20 protein-coding genes are annotated in these 21,641 nt (G+C 61.4%); 11 read left to right on the top strand and 9 right to left on the bottom strand.

Features of this window, described 5'->3' with window-relative positions; translation table 11 throughout:
• Window positions 1-100 precede the first annotated feature (100 nt).
• The 6 genes from AC0NIE_RS14495 to AC0NIE_RS14470 all read left to right on the top strand — a co-directional run bounded on the left by AC0NIE_RS14495 (window position 101) and on the right by AC0NIE_RS14470 (window position 8,187).
• Complete coding sequence (locus AC0NIE_RS14495; RefSeq protein ID WP_473485463.1) at window positions 101-577, top strand: SRPBCC family protein; 477 nt, start codon at window positions 101-103, stop codon at window positions 575-577.
• Window positions 578-601: 24 nt separating this feature from the next.
• Window positions 602-1,018, top strand: coding sequence for a GFA family protein (locus AC0NIE_RS14490; RefSeq protein ID WP_473485462.1), 417 nt, complete (start codon window positions 602-604; stop codon window positions 1,016-1,018).
• Between the two features lie 390 nt (window positions 1,019-1,408).
• Window positions 1,409-2,935 carry a Wadjet anti-phage system protein JetA family protein gene (locus tag AC0NIE_RS14485; RefSeq protein ID WP_473485461.1) on the top strand — a complete coding sequence of 509 codons (1,527 nt, stop codon included), beginning with the start codon at window positions 1,409-1,411 and terminating at the stop codon, window positions 2,933-2,935.
• Complete coding sequence (locus AC0NIE_RS14480) at window positions 2,925-3,575, top strand: DUF4194 domain-containing protein (RefSeq protein WP_473485460.1); 651 nt, start codon at window positions 2,925-2,927, stop codon at window positions 3,573-3,575. Before AC0NIE_RS14485 ends, AC0NIE_RS14480 begins: the two co-directional genes overlap by 11 nt.
• Entirely contained in the window at window positions 3,572-7,036 is a 3,465-nt protein-coding gene (locus AC0NIE_RS14475; protein ID WP_473485459.1) for an SbcC/MukB-like Walker B domain-containing protein, read from the top strand. Before AC0NIE_RS14480 ends, AC0NIE_RS14475 begins: the two co-directional genes overlap by 4 nt.
• A complete protein-coding gene (locus tag AC0NIE_RS14470) occupies window positions 7,033-8,187 on the top strand; it encodes a Wadjet anti-phage system protein JetD domain-containing protein (protein WP_473485458.1) in 1,155 nt (384 codons plus the stop codon). The genes AC0NIE_RS14475 and AC0NIE_RS14470 overlap by 4 nt, the downstream gene beginning before the upstream one ends.
• Window positions 8,188-8,239: 52 nt before the next feature.
• Here AC0NIE_RS14470 and AC0NIE_RS14465 read toward each other — a convergent pair whose 3' ends face one another.
• Window positions 8,240-8,959 carry a DUF899 domain-containing protein gene (locus AC0NIE_RS14465; RefSeq protein WP_473485457.1) on the bottom strand — a complete coding sequence of 240 codons (720 nt, stop codon included), beginning with the start codon at window positions 8,957-8,959 and terminating at the stop codon, window positions 8,240-8,242.
• A gap of 454 nt (window positions 8,960-9,413) precedes the next feature.
• Here AC0NIE_RS14465 and AC0NIE_RS14460 point away from each other — a divergent pair, with 454 nt between their 5' ends.
• Window positions 9,414-9,998, top strand: a complete 585-nt coding sequence (locus AC0NIE_RS14460) for a GNAT family N-acetyltransferase (protein WP_473485456.1) — start codon at window positions 9,414-9,416, stop codon at window positions 9,996-9,998.
• Window positions 9,999-10,121: 123 nt separating this feature from the next.
• On the opposite strand, the gene AC0NIE_RS14455 is transcribed toward AC0NIE_RS14460, so the two are convergent.
• Window positions 10,122-11,060: a carbon-nitrogen hydrolase family protein gene (locus AC0NIE_RS14455; RefSeq protein WP_473485455.1), complete on the bottom strand. Its 939-nt coding sequence runs from the start codon at window positions 11,058-11,060 to the stop codon at window positions 10,122-10,124.
• 276 nt (window positions 11,061-11,336) lie between these two features.
• On the opposite strand from AC0NIE_RS14455, the gene AC0NIE_RS14450 reads away from it, so the two are divergent.
• The 3 genes from AC0NIE_RS14450 to AC0NIE_RS14440 are packed head-to-tail and all read left to right on the top strand — an operon-like array spanning window position 11,337 to window position 14,699.
• Window positions 11,337-13,895: an ATP-binding protein gene (locus AC0NIE_RS14450; RefSeq protein WP_473485454.1), complete on the top strand. Its 2,559-nt coding sequence runs from the start codon at window positions 11,337-11,339 to the stop codon at window positions 13,893-13,895.
• 44 nt (window positions 13,896-13,939) lie between these two features.
• Window positions 13,940-14,419, top strand: coding sequence for a hypothetical protein (locus AC0NIE_RS14445; protein ID WP_473485453.1), 480 nt, complete (start codon window positions 13,940-13,942; stop codon window positions 14,417-14,419).
• 25 nt (window positions 14,420-14,444) lie between these two features.
• Complete coding sequence (locus AC0NIE_RS14440; RefSeq protein WP_128180888.1) at window positions 14,445-14,699, top strand: nickel-binding protein; 255 nt, start codon at window positions 14,445-14,447, stop codon at window positions 14,697-14,699.
• Between the two features lie 205 nt (window positions 14,700-14,904).
• Here AC0NIE_RS14440 and AC0NIE_RS14435 read toward each other — a convergent pair whose 3' ends face one another.
• On the bottom strand, window positions 14,905-15,939 hold the full coding sequence (locus AC0NIE_RS14435) for an S-adenosylmethionine:tRNA ribosyltransferase-isomerase (RefSeq protein WP_473485452.1): 1,035 nt from the start codon (window positions 15,937-15,939) through the stop codon (window positions 14,905-14,907).
• Window positions 15,936-16,658: an SDR family NAD(P)-dependent oxidoreductase gene (locus tag AC0NIE_RS14430; RefSeq protein ID WP_473485451.1), complete on the bottom strand. Its 723-nt coding sequence runs from the start codon at window positions 16,656-16,658 to the stop codon at window positions 15,936-15,938. Before AC0NIE_RS14430 ends, AC0NIE_RS14435 begins: the two co-directional genes overlap by 4 nt.
• An 86-nt stretch (window positions 16,659-16,744) precedes the next feature.
• On the opposite strand from AC0NIE_RS14430, the gene soxR reads away from it, so the two are divergent.
• Complete coding sequence (gene soxR, locus AC0NIE_RS14425) at window positions 16,745-17,179, top strand: redox-sensitive transcriptional activator SoxR (protein WP_029350281.1); 435 nt, start codon at window positions 16,745-16,747, stop codon at window positions 17,177-17,179.
• Between the two features lie 250 nt (window positions 17,180-17,429).
• Here soxR and AC0NIE_RS14420 read toward each other — a convergent pair whose 3' ends face one another.
• The 5 genes from AC0NIE_RS14420 to dctP form a co-directional block, all read right to left on the bottom strand.
• Window positions 17,430-18,266, bottom strand: coding sequence for a 3-oxoadipate:acetyl-CoA acetyltransferase (locus AC0NIE_RS14420; protein ID WP_473485450.1), 837 nt, complete (start codon window positions 18,264-18,266; stop codon window positions 17,430-17,432).
• A 9-nt stretch (window positions 18,267-18,275) separates the two neighbouring features.
• Window positions 18,276-18,710 carry a type II 3-dehydroquinate dehydratase gene (locus tag AC0NIE_RS14415; protein ID WP_473485449.1) on the bottom strand — a complete coding sequence of 145 codons (435 nt, stop codon included), beginning with the start codon at window positions 18,708-18,710 and terminating at the stop codon, window positions 18,276-18,278.
• On the bottom strand, window positions 18,707-20,017 hold the full coding sequence (locus AC0NIE_RS14410) for a TRAP transporter large permease (RefSeq protein WP_473485448.1): 1,311 nt from the start codon (window positions 20,015-20,017) through the stop codon (window positions 18,707-18,709). The genes AC0NIE_RS14415 and AC0NIE_RS14410 overlap by 4 nt, the downstream gene beginning before the upstream one ends.
• Window positions 20,014-20,532, bottom strand: coding sequence for a TRAP transporter small permease (locus tag AC0NIE_RS14405; protein ID WP_473485447.1), 519 nt, complete (start codon window positions 20,530-20,532; stop codon window positions 20,014-20,016). The genes AC0NIE_RS14410 and AC0NIE_RS14405 overlap by 4 nt, the downstream gene beginning before the upstream one ends.
• Before the next feature lie 80 nt (window positions 20,533-20,612).
• Window positions 20,613-21,599 (bottom strand): TRAP transporter substrate-binding protein DctP, encoded by a 987-nt coding sequence (gene dctP, locus AC0NIE_RS14400; RefSeq protein WP_473485446.1) that lies wholly within the window; start codon window positions 21,597-21,599, stop codon window positions 20,613-20,615.
• Between the last annotated feature and the right edge of the window lie 42 nt (window positions 21,600-21,641).

Raw genomic sequence — 21,641 nt, 5'->3', positions numbered from 1 at the left:
ACCTTTTGTCATATCAGAAGCCATTCGCGACACGATTGTCACTCACACGGGTCCGGTTTCCCCATCTACCTATGCTCGCGAAACATCAAGGAGCGTAGTAATGACCAAGGAAACGATCAGCTTTATCTACACGACCTATATTGTCTCGACACCGGGAAAGGTGTTCGAGGCCATAACGAAACCAGACCTCGCACGGCGCTACTGGGGCCACGAGAACGTCTCCGACTGGAAGCCCGGTTCGAGCTGGGAGCATGTCCGCGCCAATGATGAACGGACCGTCGAACTCGTCGGCAAGGTCGTCGAGGTCTCCCCGCCGACCCGTCTCGTCATCACCTGGGCAAACGCTTCGCAGGCGTCTGATCCGGCGAGCTACAGCCGGGTGACCGTCGAGCTCGAGGAATACGAGGCCATGGTCCGGCTGACCGTCACCCATGACGAACTCGAAGCCGGCAGCGGCATGGCGAACGGCATCAAAAAGGGTTGGCCGATCGTCCTCTCCAGCCTGAAATCCTTCCTCGAAACGGGTCAGGCGATCGATGTCTTCGCCAAGCCGCGCGCGTCCGAACTGGCAGCCTGAACCCGGGAACTAGGAGCCGAGCAGATGAGCACTCTCTACACCGGCGGATGCGCGTGCGGCGCGGTCCGCTACGAGGCAAAGGCAGCCCCGATCTTCGAAAACCACTGCCAATGCCGCGACTGCCAGAAAAGAAGCGGCACCGGTCACGGATCCTATCTGACGTTTCCGTCGCGGGCGGACGTGACGATCACCGGCGTGACGACGGACTGGCGTGTCGCGGCGGACAACGGGAATGAGAAAATCCATTCCTTCTGCCCGGTCTGCGGAACGCCGACACACTTGACATACGCCGCCATGCCGGACGTGATCACGGTCCATGCCGCAAGCCTTGACGATCCGGGCCGGTTCAATCCGACCGTGGTGACCTACGGTATCCGGGCCTTCCCCTGGGACAAGATGGAAACCGGGCTGACGACCTTCGAGAAGATGCCATCAGGGTAACCGGCCGGCGGCAGGGCGGACGCGCACTATCTTCAGGAGGCGGATCTGCGCCCACCGCGGGCACGGGTCGGCCGGTGAGCTAGGCAGACCTCGATGACTGCTCCGCATCACGGTGACAGTGCACTTTTTGCCCCGCTTGGCTGTCGCTGTGTGTGGATTGAAGGCATGGCTCGACTTACAGGCCGCACCGCCGGAGGCAAAACCGACTCCGCTCGTGCTCGCGTACGTGGAGCCGATCTCGGAGCCAATTTGGGACACCGTTTCCGGCTATTCAGTAGAAATGTTCGTTAATAAACCTCCGAGTGTTGCTCTCGACGGCGCGTTTCTCAGGTTGTTCGGTTCGCCAAGCAGTGGCATACAATTCGTGGCAGCTTGGGGTAAACGCCACAGATGGCACTTTTTCGTTATCTTAGTGACGACGCATTTCTGATCTTCTCACGCAAATTCCGGTTCCTCTACGAGGCGGCGTTACTGGACACCTACGAGCGTTTCTTCTCTCGTGGAGCGTCCTTCCCCACCCCCCAGGAGGTCGTCCATGCAATCTACGATCTCATCAAGAGAATGCCCGAGCTTCTTGCCGAGGGCGACGACGTTGGCGAAGGCCTGCCTGACCTAGTGTCCAAGCGTCGTCGGCGCCTGAAGTTCGCTGGCGAGGCGAACGAGGCTGCGGAGGCAGCGTTGCGGGTCGCGAGCGTTGCCTACCAGAAACTGCTCCAGACCGGTTGGCTCGAAGAGGAAGAATATGGGCTAAGGGTGACGGTAGATATGCCCATGGGAGCAAGCTTGGTCATGCAGCTCCTGTCCAGCCTGAAATCCGACGTGAGTCAGCGCTTCGGCGGCGTCGTTGTCAACGTGAAGCAGAGTCTGGAACTAGCGGCGAGACTCCAGCCGGGCTCTTCCGGAAAGGAGGCCGTGGATGCTGCATATGCCGTAGTGCAGGCTAGAGAACAGGCCACCGCCTTTCTTAAAACGCTCAGGGCAATCCTATCCGACCTGAGGCGCATTCGCCGTACCATCATGGAATCGCGGAGCATGCGCGAGAGAGTGGACGCCTATTTTCGAGAATTCATCGGCGAATTGGTTCTGAAGGACTTCCAAGCGATCCACACTTTCAACCACCCCTTTAGGTTCAAGGATCATATCCTCGATCTTGCCCGCGACATTTCTCTCGATCCTGGAACCATGAGGACGATCGCTTCGGGGTATGTTGAGAACGGAATGGCCGATACACTTGAGAATGGGCTCAGAATAGCTGAGACCGATCTTCTATCTATCCAGGAGGTCTTTGATGGGATCGGTGAGATGTTCGATCGAATCGCCGTCTTCCGGCGGCAGTTGGAACAGCGTCTCCGGAACACGGTCAAGTATGCGGAGCAAGGGAGCGGTGGTATTTCAAGCCGGGCCTCGCAACTCGTGCGCCGGCTCCACAAGGTGATGGACCAGCGCCCCGCTCTCTCTGAATTCGCGTGGGTTCCCCTGCCGGTCGAACCGATGCATACGCCGTGGTCGGAAAGGCATCTCGCGCAACCGCGGCAATCCCGCAAGGCCTTGGAGTCAATGGCGGTTCCACCCAAATTGGTGGATCCATTGCTGGCGCTGCGTAAAAGACTCAAGAAGGAGTACATGGAAAGAATCGTTCCGGACGAGAGTCGATTGCTCCAATGGCTGCATGAGAACGTCCCTCTTGCGGTGACGAAAGAGGCGCGCTTCCTTGAGATCGAAGACGTGGACTCATTCATTGCATTCGATGCGATCCGAAGGTTCACCAAGCCGGGCGATATTCCGCCCTCTATCGCGGTGGCGTTTGAGATCGTGGATGACTCTGACGGACCGCAGCACGATAGCGATTGGATCAGGTGCGGGAATTTCCTTATCCGGAGAAGGTCTGTCCCGGCTGGAGGCGTCGATGCTGGCTGAATTCGAAGAAGTAGAGGCCCGATTCGGTGCGGACAAGGGCGCCGATCTTCGCAAGGCGTGCCGATACCTCCTGCGTCATCAGTTCGTGTATTCGGGCGACCGGGGCGTGGCAACAATCTATGATGTAATTATGGATAGTCGCTTCAGAAGACTGATTGACGGATTCTTTGACTGCATCGGCTACCGCGTCCACCGCGAGCAAGAGGAACAGTGGGTGGGGATCGTGCTCTGTGACGAAGAGATGTCGTCAACGCCAAAAATGAAGGCTGATGAGACCATCGTTCTCCTGGTGGCGGCGGCTCACTGGCAGGACGAAGCGAACCAGGGCAACGTCGAGGAGCGCGCGACGGTCTTGACCACGTTCAACGTTCTTTACGAGAAGTACAGGGAAATGGCCGAAAGAGGCACAAAGATACTGGTGCCCCAGTCAAGGTTCCAAGATGTTCTTGAGGATCTTGCTGCACGCAACCTGATCTGGCTTGGAGAGTTCGACCGTGCCCTTCAGGATAGGGAGGTGGTGGTCCGGCCGATAATCAAGCTTGTTTCCGGATCCGACGCGCTGAAGCGAATTGAGGAGCAGGTTGCGCTGGAAGACTATGAGCCTCGCCAGTTAACTCCTGTTGCGGAAAATGCCCAATGATGGAACTCGTGCATCTCGCGCTTGTGAACTGGCATGCGTTCAACGTCGAAGATATCCCGGTTTCTGGCCACGTCGGTTTCCTCGGTGAAAACGCCTCGGGCAAATCAACAATTCTCGACATGATCCAGGTGGTGCTCACCGGCGCTAGCGGACGCTACATGAACCTCAACCCAGTCGCTGGTGAGAGTCGCCGCAGAAGCGGTCCGAGGCGCACGGTACAGGGGTACTGCCTCGGTGCCCATGGAGAGGGTGATTTTCGGCGCGAATTCTGCCTTACCTACGTGACTATCAGTTTTCGCGACGCCGATGGAGTGAAACCCGACTTGACGGTAGGCCTCGCCATGGAGGCGAGGAAGACACAGCCAGCCGAAACTGTACTCGGCCGGTTCGTCGTCCGCGGCAAAATATTGAAGGCGACGGATTTCCTGCGTGAGCGGGAAGGACGGCAAGAATTCGCGCAATGGGAGGAAGTCAGGCAATCCTTGGAGAGAGAATGCGGTGGCGGCTTCGTGAATCATCGCGACAGCGCCACGGACCACATCCGCGAGTACATGCGCGACCTGGTTCCAAGATCGGCGCCGACCTCGGGAAACGCCGCCGCACTTGCAAAGGCAATTGTGAACGGCATGACTCTTAACCAAGGCCTGTCCGCAACTGACTTCGTTAGGAGCTACATCCTCGAGGAGTCGCCCATGAAGATTGGTGAACTGCGAGAGTCACTGAAGACTTACCGGCAAGTCAACCAGACCATCAAGAACATGCGTGAGCGCGCGAGCCGGCTGAAGGTCGTCAAAGCGCGTGCGGAAGAATTTAGGAATTCTCTCAACGAACATGACGAGGAGGATTGGATTAGTCGCAAGGCGAGGTATCTAGCGGCCTCGGCGGCAATGCGGGCACTTGAAGAAGAGATCAAGGAAGCCGAGGCATCTTTGCTAGCCGAGAGCGAGGAAATCATCGACCTGAACCACTCGATGACGGAGGCGAACCAGGATGTGCATCGCATCATAAAGCAGATCGAAGCGATCAAAGCGAGGACGGGCATCGACGATCTGAAGAAGATGGCAGACAGCCATTCCTACTCCGCCACAGATTGCCTCAAGCGGGTTTCCGAGCGAATGAAGCACATGCAGCGGGTCGCCGCGGCGGCCGAAGCACTCGGAAAGGGTGAAGTAAGCTCCCGCGAATTGGCGGCTCATGCCTCCGCGCTGGCCGAGGCCGTCAGGCGTGGCAATACGGAAGCAACGGCGGTCATCGAACAAGCCCTCTTGGCATTGCTCCCCATCATCGCCGAGAGGATTGGGAGAGCGCGCAGCGAGGCGGAAGCGACTTTGCATACCAAAACTGAGGACGTCGGTAAGCTGTCTCGGTCTGTCGGGGCGGCCGCTTCCGGTTCACGGGATTCTCACCTCGGCGACCATACCCGCGAGATGATGAGGCTCTTTCGCATGTCCGGGATGATTCCGAGGGCGCTTTGCGACATCATTGACCTTACCGACAAGGATTGGGCGCAAGCGGCTGAAGGTCTTCTCGGTCGGGACAGGGAGGCGATCTTCGTCGATCGCGATCACATCCACGGGGCAACGACCATCCTGAGGGAAAATAGACGGGAGCTCCGCCAGGCGTCCTTGGTCAGCCTAAACAAGCTGGAGCGATACCAAGGTCCGGCCCAAGCAGGTTGGTTCCCATCTCTTTTCAGGTCCGATGACAAAGACGCGCTCGCCTTCCTGCAGCGCCGATATGGCAATGTGCGGCTGGCCCGCACCATGGATGGATTCAATCAGCCCGGCCGCGCCCTTATGGCTGACGGCCTGTATGATGATGGGCTGGTACGAGGGACCCGACTGGAGGAAGCCTCCCGCCTCAAGATCGGCAAGACGGCCCAGGAGCAGCTGCTCCTCGAGCAGAAGAGGCGTTTGGAGGAATTGCAGGAGGAAATCGAAACCCTGTCCCAGCGCAGGCGCGTCCTTTCCGAGGTTGACCGCTCCGCTGCCATCTTGGCTTCGACTGCGGACGGCGAGACAGTGGTAGGCTTACTTGCAAGGGCGCAGGAGCAGGAGGAGTTGGCACAAGAGGCTCGGTCGAGGTTGGAGGCGGTGGATCAGAGCGACGTCAAGCGCCTTTACGAACTTGAGGAGAAGAAGAAAGTTCAACAGGCCTACATTCAGGCCAGGAACGGCGAGCTCACGTCGATCCAGAAGAGGCAAGGAGCCTATCAGAAACAGGCCGAAACCGCGAGAAAGACACTCGATAGCCTTACGAGCCAAGAGGGATCGCGCCATTCGCGGAACCTCGCCCGCCGCCTGTTCCACTATAGTTGGCGCCTGACGGCCGCAGTGCCCGCCAACCGCAGGTATAGGGAGCGGATGGCGGATAAACAGATCCCAAGCTTTTCATCGAACCGCTACGCAGCATTGGCCGGGATCCATCGTGCGATCGGGCAGCGCGCGGAGGACCGCTCCAAGCAAGCTAGGGACAGAATGATGGAGGCCGATAGAGGTGTGCGGGCCGCTATGAGGAGCTACTTTGACATCGCCCCCTTGAGTTCTCTGGTCGGGGTAGAAAGTGAGATCCTCAAGGACATCCTACCATGGGCAGAAGCCACGATTCGCGACATCGAAGAGAACGAGCTCACACGGCATGAAGCGTTGGCGAATGAAGCTTCCGAGCGGGCCTCATCCATCTTTCGCGGCGAGTTCGTCAACTCCCTCCATTCGCGCGTCTCTAAGCTTAAGAGAGATATCGACGCGCTGAACCATAGCTTGCGTAATCACACGTTCCACGGCGAGCGATATTCGTTCAGCAGGACGCAATTGGCTCAGTATGCGCCCATCCTGAAAGCGGTCGAGATTTACGTGACGTCCGAGGATGCATTGGAACTTCTGTTCAAGGGCGAAATTCCCGAAGACTCCCCCCACAAACCCGTGCTCGATGAGGTGAAGCGCATCCTGGAGCATCCCGACACCGACTTTGACAGTTTTGAGGACTATAGGAACTTCTTCGTATTCGAGATCCATATGGAGAACCTTGATACCGGACACAAGACACGCTGGGAAACTCGTCGCGGAACGGGCTCCGGAGCCGAGCAACAAGTCCCGCTTTACGTTGCCATCGGTGCCTCGCTGGCTTCCGTTTACGGAACCGCCGAGGGGAGATTTGGATCGCGTCTTGGAATGGCCCTTGCCGTCTTCGACGAAGCCTTTGCCAAGCTCGACGGAAAGAACCAGCGGCAGATGATGAGGTTCTATGAGAGCCTTGGCCTGCAGGTGATTGTGGCTGCGCCACCTGAGCGGCGGCCTTCCTTGCTCGGTTACATGCATGCCATCGTCGAGGTAGACAATATTGGCAACGGGCAGTCGGAGACGACAGTAGTTCAAGTGAGGGAAAGGGCCCGCAAGGAGCTGCTGCGGATCAACCCAGAGCTCATGGACGATGAAGCGTTGCGCAGGATGGCAGCGGAGTGAGGTTCACCGATCCGAGTGCCCTTCTCTCTCATCTCCTGGACAGGCACGAGGATGATCGAGCGGGCGCACGCGCTTATCCGGACAACGCTGCTTTTTCGAGCGTAGTTGAGGCCGACCGCTTCCGGAAGAAGTTGGAGGAGGCAAGTCGGGCGGGAGCGGTCGAGCTTCGGATGGATAAGGGGCGGCGAGCCGGCGAGGTCAAATTCGTGCGCATCGCTGACGTGGAGAGACTCTATCGTTTCCTCGAACGAATTCCTTCCGGTGAACGCTCTGCCTCAGCGCTCGATGAACTTTTTCGTCGTGCAGAGCTGTCCACCCCATTCGCAGAGCAGGGTCGAGAAGCTGCGGGGGCCTGGTCCAGGAATCGGAAGTGGGCAGGCATCGCTCCCGGCGACATTGGTTCGCTCGCGCAGGCGCTTATCCTCGCACAAGCGATTCACGCACAACAACATTCCGGACTGGACTATCGCACGTTCTCCAGGCGGACTGTGTCAGACAGTAAGGCATTGGAACGGCTGGAGGCATCGGTCGTAAGGGCCTTGCGTGGCGCGGTTCCAAATATTCCGGAGGGCGCAACTCCCCGCGAGGCGCTGGGCGCTCTCGGACTAGAAAAGGTGTCTCCACCCCTCCTCCTTTCTGGCCCCATCACCTTTGGGGCGCACCAACCGGACGCTTCCTTCCTTGGCTTCCCAGCCGATGCAATCGACACTGTCGACTTCAGCCGCATGCCGGAGTACGTCCTCGTGGTTGAAAACTACACGAGTTTCGTCAGACACGTGACTGAGGCAGACCCGGATCGGCGAGGACTCGTCCTTTACGGAGGCGGCTATCCGTCGGCGGGAATCCAGAAAGCGTTTGGTTTGATTGCCCGCCGCTTACCAGACGAGGTTCCGTTTTACCACTGGTCCGACATTGACCCTGATGGCATCTGGATTTTCCTTACGGTTGAGAGAGCGTTCGGCCGCGGGCTGATCCCGCACCTTATGACCGTTGAGTTGGTAGAAAAGCATGGCAATCCGCCGGTGCAGGTGGCGAGCAGAGTTGCCAAGGCTGACGGATCGATTCTCTTTGAGCTGATCGCATACCTTTCCAAACCTGGTGCAAAACACTTGGAGCAGGAGGAACTCGATCCTATGATCCCGCGTCTATAGGGAACTACACAGCGAGCCCCTGTGACGTAATTCGCGGTCGTGCCCATGACGCTCAGCCATTGCCGTACTCGTCATGGCGGCGCCACCACGCCTGGGGGAACTCGAGCCCGTTCTCGTTCCTTCCCCACGGGGCCAGGTCGAGGAAACGGTAGACCCCCATAAACGCCTCGGTGCCACGGGCGTAGGTCGAGTAGGTGTGGTAGACGGCACCGTCCTGGAGCGCGAAGACGCTCATTCCCTCCTTCTGCGGCTCGGCCCTGTCGACATGCTGATAGTTGTAGTCGGCGCCGTCTCTCTGCTGCTCTTCGGTGAAGGCGGCGCCGAAGTCGTATTTGAAATCGCTCCCGAGCGACGAAACCCACGGGAAGCGCCAGCCCATTTGCTGCTTGTAATCCTGGATCTCCTGCAACGGGGCGATCGATTCGCAAACGAGGGTAATGTCGCGGCCGTTCAAGTGGGGGATGACGCAGTCGAAGTGATCGGCGATCAAGGAGCATCCGGTGCATCCTTGGCGCTCATCGGTGAGCCGGTATCCGTAGCCGAACATGAAATGATAGACGAAGAGTTGCGAGCGCCCTTGGAAAAGGTCGGCGAGCGAGGCGCTTCCCTCCTCGGTCTCGAACAGATACTCCTTATCGATCCGAACCCACGGCAGCTCCTGTCGCTGTCGCGCCAGCTCGTCGCTCTGCCGCATGAGCCGTTTCTCCGCCTCAAGCAGTGCGAGCCGCGCTCCGAGCCACTCCTGGCGTGTTCCGGTCTTGTGTTTCGTCATCGCTCCTGTCTCCTTCCTCGGGTTTCCTTTCCGTTTCTCGAAACAACTTGTTGCGTCAGGAGATAAACTTAACGCCGAAGGCGAAACATGCTAGCCAGATGTGGGGCGGGTTCCCGATGAACTCCCTGATCATGGATGCCAATGATGTCACCTTGGCCTTCGAAGACTACAAGCTGGAAATGGATAGCGCTCCCGCTCGAACACCTCTGCTCGATGCGTTGCGGACCGCAGGCTGAAAAAGAAGGACGGAGTCACAAGGCGAGGGTGCTGATGTTCCCTCGCGGCGGCATTTCCTGCTTGAGACGCACGCCGAACCGGCGCTCTCCCTCATGATGGAGTTCATCAAGCGAACACAGCGGCGCAATTTGCCTGAGGGGACTCCTGCCCGCTTGTTGCGGAGCCAGTTGAGGACGCGGGCGCCTCGTCGAACCACCTGCGTCACTTGGAGGGCAGCATGAAATCGCCGACAGTGAGAGTTATGGCCGCGGCCGATGAAGATCCGGCGGTCGGAACCATCGTGCTGGCGTTTGCAGAGGATCCCATGGCGCGATGGACCTGGCCGCATGCACACCAGTACCTTGCCGCCATGCCGCGACTGGTCCGCGCGTTCGGGGCCAGGGCATTCTCAAACGGTAGCGCCTTTTGCACCGATGGCTACGCCGGGACGGCGCTGTGGCTGTCGCCCGGTGTGCATCCCGACGAGGAAGGGCTTGGTGCGGTTGTCGAGAGCACGGTTGCGCCCTCTCTTGCCCCTGAAGTCGCCGCTATATTCGAGCAGATGGCCAAGTACCATCCGGCCGAACCGCATTGGTACTTGCCCGTGATCGGCGTCGACCCGACGCATCAGGGCGAAGGTCTCGGCGAAGCCTTGATGGCATACGCGCTCGCGCAGTGCGATCGCGATCACGCGCCCGCCTATCTGGAATCCTCGAACCCGCGCAACATTCCGTTCTACCGGCGCCACGGCTTCGAACCGCTCGGCGCGATCCAGATCGGTTCATCGCCGACGCAAGTCCCGATGCTACGGCGACCGCGTTGAGCCAGGTAGGGCAGACGAGCGAAGCGTCAGCCGCCCGGCTAACCGGCCGGCGTCATGGCCGACGCGCTCCACGACATTCCGGCTCCCGGCTTCCGCCCAGCGCCGGCGCAGACGTCAGCCGGCTCAGTCGGTGAACGCGACGGGTGTAAGCGGTTTCCGGCTGATCGACAGCGAGAAAATATCCGGCCGGGAATAGTGCCCGGCGACGTCGAGCGACCGCCGGGCGCGGCCGACCGCCTCCCGATCAATTTCGGCGAACAGGATTCCCTTGTCGCGGTTCAGCGGTCCGGCCGCGATTGCGCCGCCCGGCTTCACGACGACGGCGTCGCCGTCGTTGATCCACTCTTCGGCCTTGAACAGTCGGTCGCGATCGGGAAAGTCGGCCGGCAGATCGCTGCCCTGCATTGCCGTCGCGGTTCCGATGACCCAGCATCCGCCCTCGCGGGCGATGTGACGCAATGTGGCGAGGCAGAGTTCACCATTGTCCCACGTCGGATTGACGAGAATGTCGATGTTCTGGGCGTAGAGAGCGTAGCGCGCAAGCGGCATATAGCTTTCCCAGCAGATCAGGCACCCCAGGCGGCCGACCGGCGTGTCGACAACTCTCAGGCCGCTCGCGTCGCCCGTCCCCCAGACCACGCGCTCGGGGTTGGTCGGCATCAACTTGCGATGTCGGTTTTGCAGCGTGCCATCCGGTCCAATCACGACCACGGTGTTGAACAGCGTTGTGCCCGAGAATCGACTGTCGATCTCGTTCACACCGACGACTATCGTCACCGCACGCTGGCTGGCGGCCTGCTGCAGAGGCTCAAGATCATCTCGCTCGATATCGACGGCGTTGCTGCGCAGCCTGGCGTGAAGCTCGCTTGACAACGCCATATCCGTGCCGGGCTTCAGCCGCCAGACCCACGTCGGATATCCGGGTATCCAGGCTTCTGGGAAGATCACCAGGGCGGCGCCGGCATCGGCGGCTTCGTCGATCGCCTCGACGGCTCTGGCGATGGTCGCCTCGCGATCGAGAAAGACCGGCGGCTTCTGAACGACGGCAATTTTTGCGGGCATGGCGGTTTCCTCTGATGCATGTTCCCACTACACTTCAGCTGCAATGGTTTTCTTGTGAGCGCGGCGACAATCATCTCGCAGGGACTGCCGTCGATCGCGGGACGCCTTCCCGGATTGGGCGGCATTGAATGGTTTTGCCGCGGTTGTCGTTGTCATCGGCTGGCTCCTCAAGGCTGTTTCGCAAGACCGTGTTCACAGCTAAACTTGCCGACGATCGTGGAAGCGCCCGTGGAAACCGGCGTCGAATTATCTCGAGGCAGCGCAGGCAGGCCAGGAATGCAACGTCCGATCCCGCTCCGGGTCCGTCTGCTCGGCGAGCTCCAGCTCGTCGGCGCCGACGGGACGGCCCTTGCCTTGCCCGCCTCCCGCAAAACGCGCGCGCTTCTTGGTTATCTCATTGCCACCGGCCGGGTGTACCGGCGTGAACGGCTCTGCGATCTATTCTGGGACGGACCGGACGATCCGCGCGCCGAGTTGCGCTGGAGCCTCAGCAAGATCCGCGCGCTGCTCGGCGACGGCAGCGGAGCTCGGCTTGTGGCGGATCGTGAGCGGGTCGACATCGAGCTTGGCGATGCGCTGGTCGATCATGCGGTCGTGCGCTCGCTTGCCGCAAGCAGCGTCGCCGCCGCGACCACCGAGGTGCTGACCGAGACTGTGGCGCTGTTTGGAGGCGAGTTCCTCGATGGGCTCGATCTGCCGCTCTGCTACCGCTACCAGGAATGGTGCATAGCGGAGCGGGAGGCGATGAGCCAGCTCCGGTTCAGGGTTCTCGCCGCGCTTATCGCGCGACTGGAAGACGTCCCGACGGATGCTCTGCCCTATGCCTACGCATTTGTTGCGGCCGACCCGCTATCCGAAGCCGGTCATGCTGCGGTGGTCCGGCTGCTTGGGAAGATGGGCCGGACCAACGACGCGCTCGTTCATTGCGAGCGGGCGCATCGCATGTTCGAAGCCGAACTCGGCGCGCCGCCAGGCGAGGAACTGAAGGCGGCGAGGCAGGCGCTGCGACCGAGCCCAATCGCAGGTGCCCGAGCCGCACCTTCCCGTGCAGCCAGGGGAACCCTGGACGACGCTCCGCGGCCTGCGGCTTCCGGGCCCATGGTTGGGCGCGACGCCGAGCTCGCAACCATCGATCGCCTCGTCGGGATGGCAGCCGACAGCGGCCCGGATGTCATCCTCGTGACTGGGGAGCCGGGCATCGGCAAGAGCCACATGCTAGGCTATTTCAGCGAACGGATGGTCGCTGCCGGCGGGCGCGCCTTCAGGGCGCGCGCATTCGAAGCCGAGATGGCACGATCCTATGGCATCTGGATCGATCTCCTGCGCTCGGTCCAGCGGGAGCGACCGCGCCATGGATTGCCGTCGCTTCTCGGCCCGCTGCTCCCCGAACTTGGAGGCGGCGAAGGCGGGGTCGGCGATCGCACTCAGCTGTTCGACACCATTGTCGACGTGTTTTACGGGCTCGCCTCCGACGAGCCGGTGGGTATTGCCCTCGACGACGTCCAGTGGATCGACGACGCGTCGGCGTCGCTGCTTCACTACGTTGCTCGCCGGACGGAGGCAGCCCCGGGTCTTCTCATCGTCTGCGCAGCCCGTTCTGGAGAAGTCGCAGACAATATCGCAGTGTCGCGGGTGCTGCGCTCGCTCGCCCGCGATGGCCGACTGACGGAGATCGAGCTCGATACGTTGAGCGCCGAGCACACGGCAGAGCTCGTCCGGCGGCTCGACCCGGCTCTGGACGCAGCTCAAATCATCGCCGCGAGTGATGGCAATCCGCTGTTCGCGCTTGAACTTGCCCGCGCTCACCTGCGCGGAGATCCCGGCCCCGGCCGTACCGTGAAAGCCCTGATAGAAGGACAACTGGCTGGGCTGACCGACCAGGTGCGCGAAACGCTCGTCTGGGCTGCAGCGCATGGCCGCACCTTCACGCCGCAGGATCTCGCGCGCTTGACGCCGTTTGATGCTGCGGGGCTTGTGATGGCACTGGGGGAGCTTGAGCGGCGCGGGCTGGTGCGGCCGGCAGGCGGCGACGCCTATGACTTCACCCACGACCTCGTCCGGCAAGTCACCTACCGCAGCTTGTCCCATCCCAGGCGCAAGCTGTTGCACCGACATATCGCGCGCGCTCTTCGACCGGCGGCGGAGCGCGGCGGTGACGCTGCGGCCGATCTCGTTCATCACGCGGTGCTCGCCGAGGATGACGAGATGGCCGCACGAGCTTGCATCGCTGCGGGCGAGCGGGCCCTTCGGCTCTTCGCCAATGCCGAGGCCGCCGGCTTGGCCGAGCGAGGGCTACGGCATGTCGCGCGGCTGCCGGAAGCGCCGGAGAAGCTGGTTTCCCGGATTGCGCTGCTCAAGATCCGCGTTCTTGCGGCGACTGGTCCCGGATTGCGATCACTTCCTCCCATTGAAGAGGCGATCGCCGACGCGACCACCGCAGCGGAGGAACAGGGGCTGCAGGCTGCCGCGGCGACAGGGCACTATCTGCTTTCCATTCTCCATCAGCAGGCCGGACAAATAGAGCGGGCCGAGGCAAGCACGCTTCGTGCGGCCGAGATCGGGCGCAACGCTGACCGTAAAATCCAGGCGCATCAGCTCGCCAACACGGCTCGCTGCCTTCTCGAACTGGAGACAGAGGTTGCTCGCGCGCGCGAATTGGTCGCGGAGGCCGGAGATATCGCGCAGTCCCTCGGCATCGAGTTGTGCGAACTGCATTGGCCAGCGGGCTGTTGGAACGATGGGACGGTCGGCAGGATCGAGCCGCCGTGTTTCTTGCTCGCTCTCTTGCTTTGGCGCGCCGACGCGAAGACCGCTGGCGCGAGTACAAATGCCTGACCTGGCTGGCGACACTTCATTTCGAAATGGGACGATATGCCGACATGCACGCCCGCTGTGAGGAGCTACGGTCGGTTGCCGCACGGATTGGGGAGGAGACGCCTTTCGTCGATGCCCTGCAGGCGCTTACTGCCCTCATGACGGCGGATGATGCAGCCGAGAAGGCGCTGGAGAGCGCCTTGGCGCGGCTTCGTGCCGCCGACGATAAGTCCTACCTGGCTTACGCTCTCAACATCGCCGCGAGTTTTTACTGTCGTGCCGGCCGAATGGAACAGGTCCGACTCCACGCCAGTGAGGCACTGACAGTCGCCTCCAAGATCCGCCGGCGCTGCGAGATCGCTATTGCGAGGGCCCTGCTCAGCGCGGCCGCGAACAGTTCTTCGACACTGGAAATCGACGACGATTGGCCGGCATCGATCGAGCTTGAGGATTTCAGCGCGAGGGCTCGAGCAGTTTTGCGCCATCCTGCCGAACCGGCGCGCAGCGTTCCAACGGCGGCACCCACGCCAGGCCTTCAGACTTGAACGAGCCATCGAACAGGAGAGCACCATGCCTCGCATAATCGTCGAGCGGACGTTTGAAGCCCCGTTCACCCAGCAAGAACTCGACGCGGTGGAGGCGCGGATGGCGCCGTGTCTCGACCTCTACGATGTCCGCTGGATCCGTAGTTACTGGTCATCCGACCGGCTGCGCATGATCTGCGAATACGAAGCCGCTGATATCGCCAGCGTTCGAAACGTCCAGCACGAGGCTGAAGCAAGGTTTGAGCGGGCCTGGGCTGCCGATGTGCTGGGCGAGCCGTGAGATCCAGTCGTCAGGCTAGTGCGGGTGAAAGTTGCAAGCCGTCGTTGTGTGTCGGAACCTAGCCAGCAGGCAACCGCTCATCTCTAGATCGAAGTGCGCCTCGCCGAATGCAGCGTCCAGGCGTGCCACCGTGGAGGCGATGGGCCAATCTTCCATGACCGTGATGGACGCATGTGAGGGAGGAGGCGGCCAGGTCCTGTTCGCGCTATAGATGCAGCGGTTGCCGATTGAGCAGCATGGAATCGCCGAATTCATGCGTGCGGTATCGGTACGCGGTGAAGGCTGTGGAGGCCTTGGCGAGCAGAGCATCGTCGGCAAAGGCACGCAGGAGCTCGAAATGGCTTTCGCCGGGCTGGTGGACGCCTGTGAGAATAGCATCGACCACGTGAAGCCGCGTGTCCCGCGCGATGCGCCCTGTCGCAATGGCATTTCCGGCACGCACATTCCCGTCGGGATTGGCGGCCGCCTCAAGCGCGCGCACTACACTCGTGCCGATCGCGATGATGCGGCTGCCGCGGAGCTTCGCCCGCGCAACCTGCGCCGCGATGCGCTCAGGGATGCGGTACGGCTCGTCGAAAGGGAGGCGCAGGTCTAGCGCGGGATCGCCGGTGGAGGAAACGCCCGCGGCATGCGTGACTGTTGCGAAGCCGACGCCGCGCCGACGCCAGGCTTGGAGCGTGCGCCAGTCGAGTGCAAAGCCTGCCGATGGCGCCTCGAACGCGACCGGCCCGGCGGCAATCTTCGTCCAGACATCCCACAGGGCCAGCGGTTCGGGAACATGCGCGTATTGGATCGGCCGGCCGTGCCGCGCCAGGCCTGCAAGCACCACTGTGCGGTTGCCTGGCAAGCGTAGCTCGAGAAGGCGAGGATGGTCGAGAAGGCGCTCTACGACGGCTTCCAGCGGTCCGAGCCGGAGGCGGTCACCTGGTGACAGCGGCGGCGGAGGCAGCCGGTCTTCCGTGCGCGTGCGGTGATCGCCCGCGCCGAAGGCAATAGCCACGAAGCGGGTTGGATCGGGAAGTGACAGCCAACCCGCCAGGCGAATCTCGACAGCCTCGTCGCTGGGGACATGCGTTCCGTGCAAGCTGGCAGGCAAGGTCGCGGCGTCATTGCCGACGACCAGATCGCCGGGATCGAATAGCATCGCGAGTCCAGCGCGCGGCAGGTCGCGCATCGTGCCGTCTGCCTCGACGACGAACAGCCTGGCGGAGCGCCGATCGGGACGGTCGGCGGCAATCATCCGCGTGTCCCGGCGAGAGTCATTGTGCTGACCGGCAACGCGTCGAGCATCTTTTCGATGATCTCGGCAGCAGCCACTTCGGGGCGCTTCAAGGTGGCCGGATCGGCGTCAGGAAGTGCCAGCGCGTGCAGCGGGGTGTCCATATCGCCGGGATCGAGCGCGAGGAGCCGGATGCCGTCGGCTTTCGCCTCCTCGTCCCAGATCGCCGTGAGATGGGCAAGAGCGGCCTTGCTCGCGCCATACGCGCCCCAGCCAGGATAGGCGTTCACCGCCGCGTCGCTGGAGACGTTGATCACCAGCGCGCCACGGCCCTCGCGTGCGGACGCGGCAAGCGCACCGAACAGGGCTTTCGTTAGCCGGAACGCGCCGACGAGATTGACCGCGAGCGCTTTTTCCAACTCCTCGCACTCGGTATCGGCAAGAAGCGCCAGAGGAACAGGTCCAAGGCTCGACGCATTGTTGATCAGAACGTCGAGCCCGCCGAGGCTGGCGGAGACCTGCAACGCGATCGGGTAGATGTCTTCCTTCTTGCCGACGTCGCCGACAATGCCGTGCGCGCCGGTCTCGTCGGCGATGCGTTCGACGTCCGCGGTGGTGCGGGCGACGAAGGCGGCGGACGCACCCTGCTCGGCAAGCTGCCGCACAAGAGCCAGTCCGAGGCCGGACGTGCCGCCCGTGACCGCCACGCGAAGTCCCTGAAGATCGATATTCGTCTGCATTGCCGGTGTTCCTTCAATCTGCACTGCCCGTTGCTACAAGTTCAAGTTAACTTGAAGTCAAGCGAGAATTGTGCTTTCGTTCATGCATGGAATCCATGCTGACCATCACCGATGTGTCGCGGCGCAGCGGCGTCGCCTCATCGGCATTGCGTTTCTACGAGGAGCGCGGGCTGATCGCTTCCGAGCGGGCCGGCTCGGGGCATAGGCGCTATCCGCGCTCGGTGCTGCGCCGGATCGCCTTCATCGTCTTCGCGCAGCGAATTGGGCTGACGCTTGAGGAGATTGGCGCCGAGCTCGCCAAGTTGCCAGCCGATCGCGTGCCGTCACGTCGGGATTGGTCGCGTTTGTCGGGCCGGTGGACCAAGCGCATCGACCAGCGCATCGCCGAGTTGCAGCGTCTGAGGTCCGGGCTTACCGAGTGCATCGGTTGCGGCTGCCTGTCGATCGACCGGTGTAGCCTTGCGAACCCTGCCGATATGGCAGGTCGCAAGGGGCCGGGGCCGAGGTATTGGCTGGGATGAGTTGGCGGTGTGCCTGTCAGAGCCGCTTGTCCCGTGTGATGGGCAGTTCGCGGATGCGTTTGAATTACAGAATTACGGTGACAGTGCACTTTTTGTCGTGCTCGGTGGCAAAAGCCGGCCTTATTGATGTCAGGGTGCGCCAGGATGTCGAGCTTCCTCCTTGTCGCGGATAGCTATGTCTGAAGGATCGACGAGGACGTTGCCAAGGCGCAACAGGTCCGACAACGCGGCGCGAAGCTGCGGCCGGCAATTACGATCCTGACGCCAGACCAAGCGTTTGGCGCGCCTCGTTGACGGTGGCGACACGCCGGCCAAGCCTCTCGACTGAGGCCGCCGCGAGTTCGACGAGCTCGGCGTTGCTGCGCGCCAGGCGTTCCCTAGTGATCCTGATATTATCCTCAAGTCCGGTACGCACTGCGTCTGCTCCGCGCGCCAACGCCCATTGCATCACGATCGTTTGGTTGCGGCCTATTCCGGCCGCTGTCCAGGTGGATTGTGGAAACAGGAGTTTCGCTTCCCTGAGGAGCACGTCGAGCAATCTCTCCTCCGCAGGCAGTGCGTTTTGCACGCCCATGACAAACTGGATGTGCGGGCGCTCACCTATAAGTCCCCCGTCGGCCAGCCGCCTGGCAGTGTGAAGGTGCGACAGGTCGAAGATCTCGATCTCCGGCAGCACGCCATTTGCCTTCATCGCGGCTGCGAGATCACCGATCAGGGCGGGATGGTTCTCGTAGACTATGGATGGGAAGTTGACCGAACCGGTCGAGAGCGAGGCCATGTCCGGCTTCAGATAAAGCGCCGAGCCACGCGCGGCAGGATCACGACCGCGCCCGCCGGTCGAGAACTGGACGATCATCCCGGGGCAGTGCCTACGCACCCCCGCCTGAACGGAAGCGAAGCGCGTTGGTTCAGACGATGAACTCTGATCGTCATTGCGCACGTGGATGTGCACCAGCGACGCACCTGCTTCAAAGGCTTCCTGGGTCGACTCGATCTGTTCGGCCACGCTGATTGGCACCGCAGGATTGTCTTCCTTGCGCGGCAGCGAGCCGGTGATCGCAACGGCGATGATACAGGGTTCAGGCATGGCGATACACTATCGGTCGACCTGGTCCATGAGCCAGCGGATCGCGAGCGGATACCCCTCGGCGCCGAGCCCCGCGATCACGCCGGTGGCGACCTTCGATACCAGCGACCGATGATAGATCTCCTCGCGGCGATGGATGTTCGAGATATGCAGTTCGACGATCGGGCCTGGAAACATTTTGAGCGCATCGAGCACCGGGATCGAAATGAAGCTCAAACCCGCGGGATTGATCAGAATGCCCGCGCCGTCGTCGATCGCCTCATGCACCCAGTTGACGATTTCGCCCTCAATGTTCGACTGGTGAAAACGGATCGGATGGTCGCCGGCGGCGTCACGGCACATCCCCTCGATTTCTGCGAGTGTCGTCCTCCCATAGATCTCCGGCTCGCGCATGCCGAGCCGGTTGAGATTTGGGCCGTTGAGCACGAAGATTGGCTTGGTCATGGTCCTATTCCTTGATAGCCCAGCAGGCGCGGCAGCCACAGCACCAGCGATGGGAAGAAGGTGATCAGCATCAGGGCGGCAATCATGGCGTAGAGAAACGGCATTACGTCGTGCACCAGGTCGCGCAGCGATACCTCTGCGATACGAGTCATGATGAACAGCAGCAACCCGTAGGGCGGGGTGACGAGCCCGAGCATGATGTTGACGACGACCATTACGCCGAAATGCACCATGTCGACGCCGAGCGCCTTCGCCGTCGGAATCAACACCGGCACGATCACCAGCAGGATAGTCGTCCCCTCCAGCACGCAGCCCAGGATCAGCAGCAGGATGTTGACGAGGATCAGGAAACCCATCGGCGAAAGATCCCAGGACTGCAGGATCACCGACAGGGACTGCGGAATGTTCTCAACCGTGACGACGTAGTTGAACACCAGGGCGCCGGCGATGAGCATGCCGATCGAGGCGGTGGTGCGGGCGCTGTTGAGAAGCGCATGGTAGAGCTGACCCGGCGTCACGCTGCGATAGATCGCGACCGAGATGAGCAGCGCGTAGCCGGCGGCGACCGCCGCCGCCTCGGTCGGGGTCATCACGCCGCCCCTTATGCCGACCAGCAGAACGACCGGCAGCATCAGCGCCGGAAATGCGCGCAAGGTGATCCCCGGAAGTTCCCTGAGCGGCACCGGCTTCTCGACCGGAAAGTTTTTCCGGCGCGCGTCGATGGCGACGATGATCATCTGCGTCAGGGCGAGAAGAAGGCCCGGCACGATACCAGCAATGAACAGGTAGCCGATGGATGCATCCGAGATTAGCGCGTAGATGACCAGCGGAATTGACGGAGGAATGATCGGGCCGATGACGGAGGTGACGGCTGTCAGCGCAGCGGCATAGCTCGCCGGGTACTTGCCATCCTTAGTCATGAGTTGCTGCATCATCTTGCCGGTGCCCGCGGCGTCGGCGATGGCCGAGCCGGACATGCCGGCGAAGATGATCGACTGCAGCACGTTGACTTGCGCCAGGCCGCCGCGAAAACGGCCGACGACGGCGTTGCAGAATTGCAGCAGCCGGTCGGTCATTGTTCCGGCGTTCATCAACTCCGCGGCGAGAATGAACATCGGTACGGCAAGCAGAATGTAGCTTGTGTAGAGCCCGTTGAGGAGCTGCTCGGCGGAGGTGCCCATGTCGAGCCCTGCAAGCCAGAGATAGAGGATCGACCCGGCGATCATCGAGTGACCGATCGGCAGGCCAAGCAAGGCCAGCGCTGTGATCGCAACGACTGACAGCGAAAAGGGACTCGCGAGATTCATACGCCGGAGCTCGCTTTCGTGGGGTCAAATTCCGCCGGTGCTTCGCCGCGGAGAGCACGCCACGCCAGCCATAGGTAGCGGGCGATCACGGCGACCACGAAGACGAGATAGATCGAGAACAGCCAGTCGAAGCGTATCTTGAGGTAGGCGGTGCTCTCGACCTTCATGAAGGTCACGTAGTCGAAGACGGCCGGAAAGGACCAGCCATAGAGCGCGACGAGAGCGATTGCGAAGGCAAGCGTCATGACCCGCCTTATGTCCGGACCGACTGTGGCGTAGAGGAGATCAAAACGGATTTCCTCTTCTTCACGAACGACGAACGCTGCGCCGAACAGCACAACCCAGATCCAGAGCACGACGGTGAGCTCGTTGCTCCAGCCCGTCGGCCAGTTGAGAAGATAGCGAAAAACAACCTGCAGCAGAAACGCGGCGAACATGGCGCCGATTGCGATGGCGATGGCGTTCTCGGCGCGCCGGTAGAGCCAGCCGCCGACCTTTCTCAATCCCGGGTTCATGATGCCTCCCTGGCAGGCGTCTGGCTAAACGAGTTTGGGCCAGCCGGTCACAAGCGGACCGGCTGGCGAGTTTTGTCGCGTCAAAGCGCGTTGATCTTGTCGACCATCCCGGCCGGCCATTCCTTGGCCAGGTCGGAGGCAAGATATTGCTCCTGCACATGCTTGCGAAATGCTGCGACATCGGGCTCGTAAATCTTCAAACCCTTGCCCTTGAATGTTTCAACAAGTTCCTTCTCGCGCGTCAGGTGTTTCTCTGTCGAGAAGTCGATCGCCTTGTCCGCCGCGGCCTGGACTTTTGCCTGCTTCTCGGCCCCCATCTCATCCCACACCTTTTTCGAGATGCTGAGAAGGTCGAATCCGACAAGGTGCGAGGTAAGTACGATCTGCGACATGACCTCGTAGAATTTCATGTTCTCCACGTTGGGCAGAGGGTTGTCCTGCCCGTCGATCGCGCCTGTCTGCAGGCCGGTATAGACCTCGGCGTATGCCATTGGCGTAGGGTTCGCGCCGAGCGCCTGGCCGAGGAATTGCCAGGCGTCGCCACCCGGCATGCGCAGCTTGATGCCGGCCATGTCGGCGGGAGTCTTGATTTCCTTGTCTGGCTTCAGGCCGACCTGGCGCAGGCCGAAATAGGTGGGACCAAGCACCCTCACGCCGAGCTGGTCCTCGGTCATCTTCTTCAGCTCCGCACCGGCATCGCTGGCAAAGAAGGCCTTCACGTGCGCGGCGTCACGGAACAGGTAACCGGCGGTGACGATAGACCACTCCGGAATCTGCTTGGAGATGTCCTGCGGGGCAACGTTGCCCATCTCAAGATTGCCGCGCTGGATGGCGACAAGTTCGGTGCCCTGCTTGAACAGGTTGCCGCCGTAATAACCCTCGAAGGCAAAGTCGTCCTTGATGGCGTCGGCGAACATTTTCATCATCTCGGCCCGGATGTCCTGTTCCGAGAACACGGCCGAGAAACGCAGCTTCGGTTTGTCCTGCGCGAAGGCGGGAACGGCGGTCCCGGCGGCGAGTGCGCCGACGGCGACCATAAACAGGCGTCGGTTCATTTCAGCTTTCATGTCGATTTCCTCCCTATGGTCTTCATATGGTTATAGGCGTCA

The sequence above is a fragment of the Mesorhizobium sp. WSM4842 genome (assembly GCF_055901575.1).
This window is presented reverse-complemented; position numbering and strand designations above follow the sequence as displayed.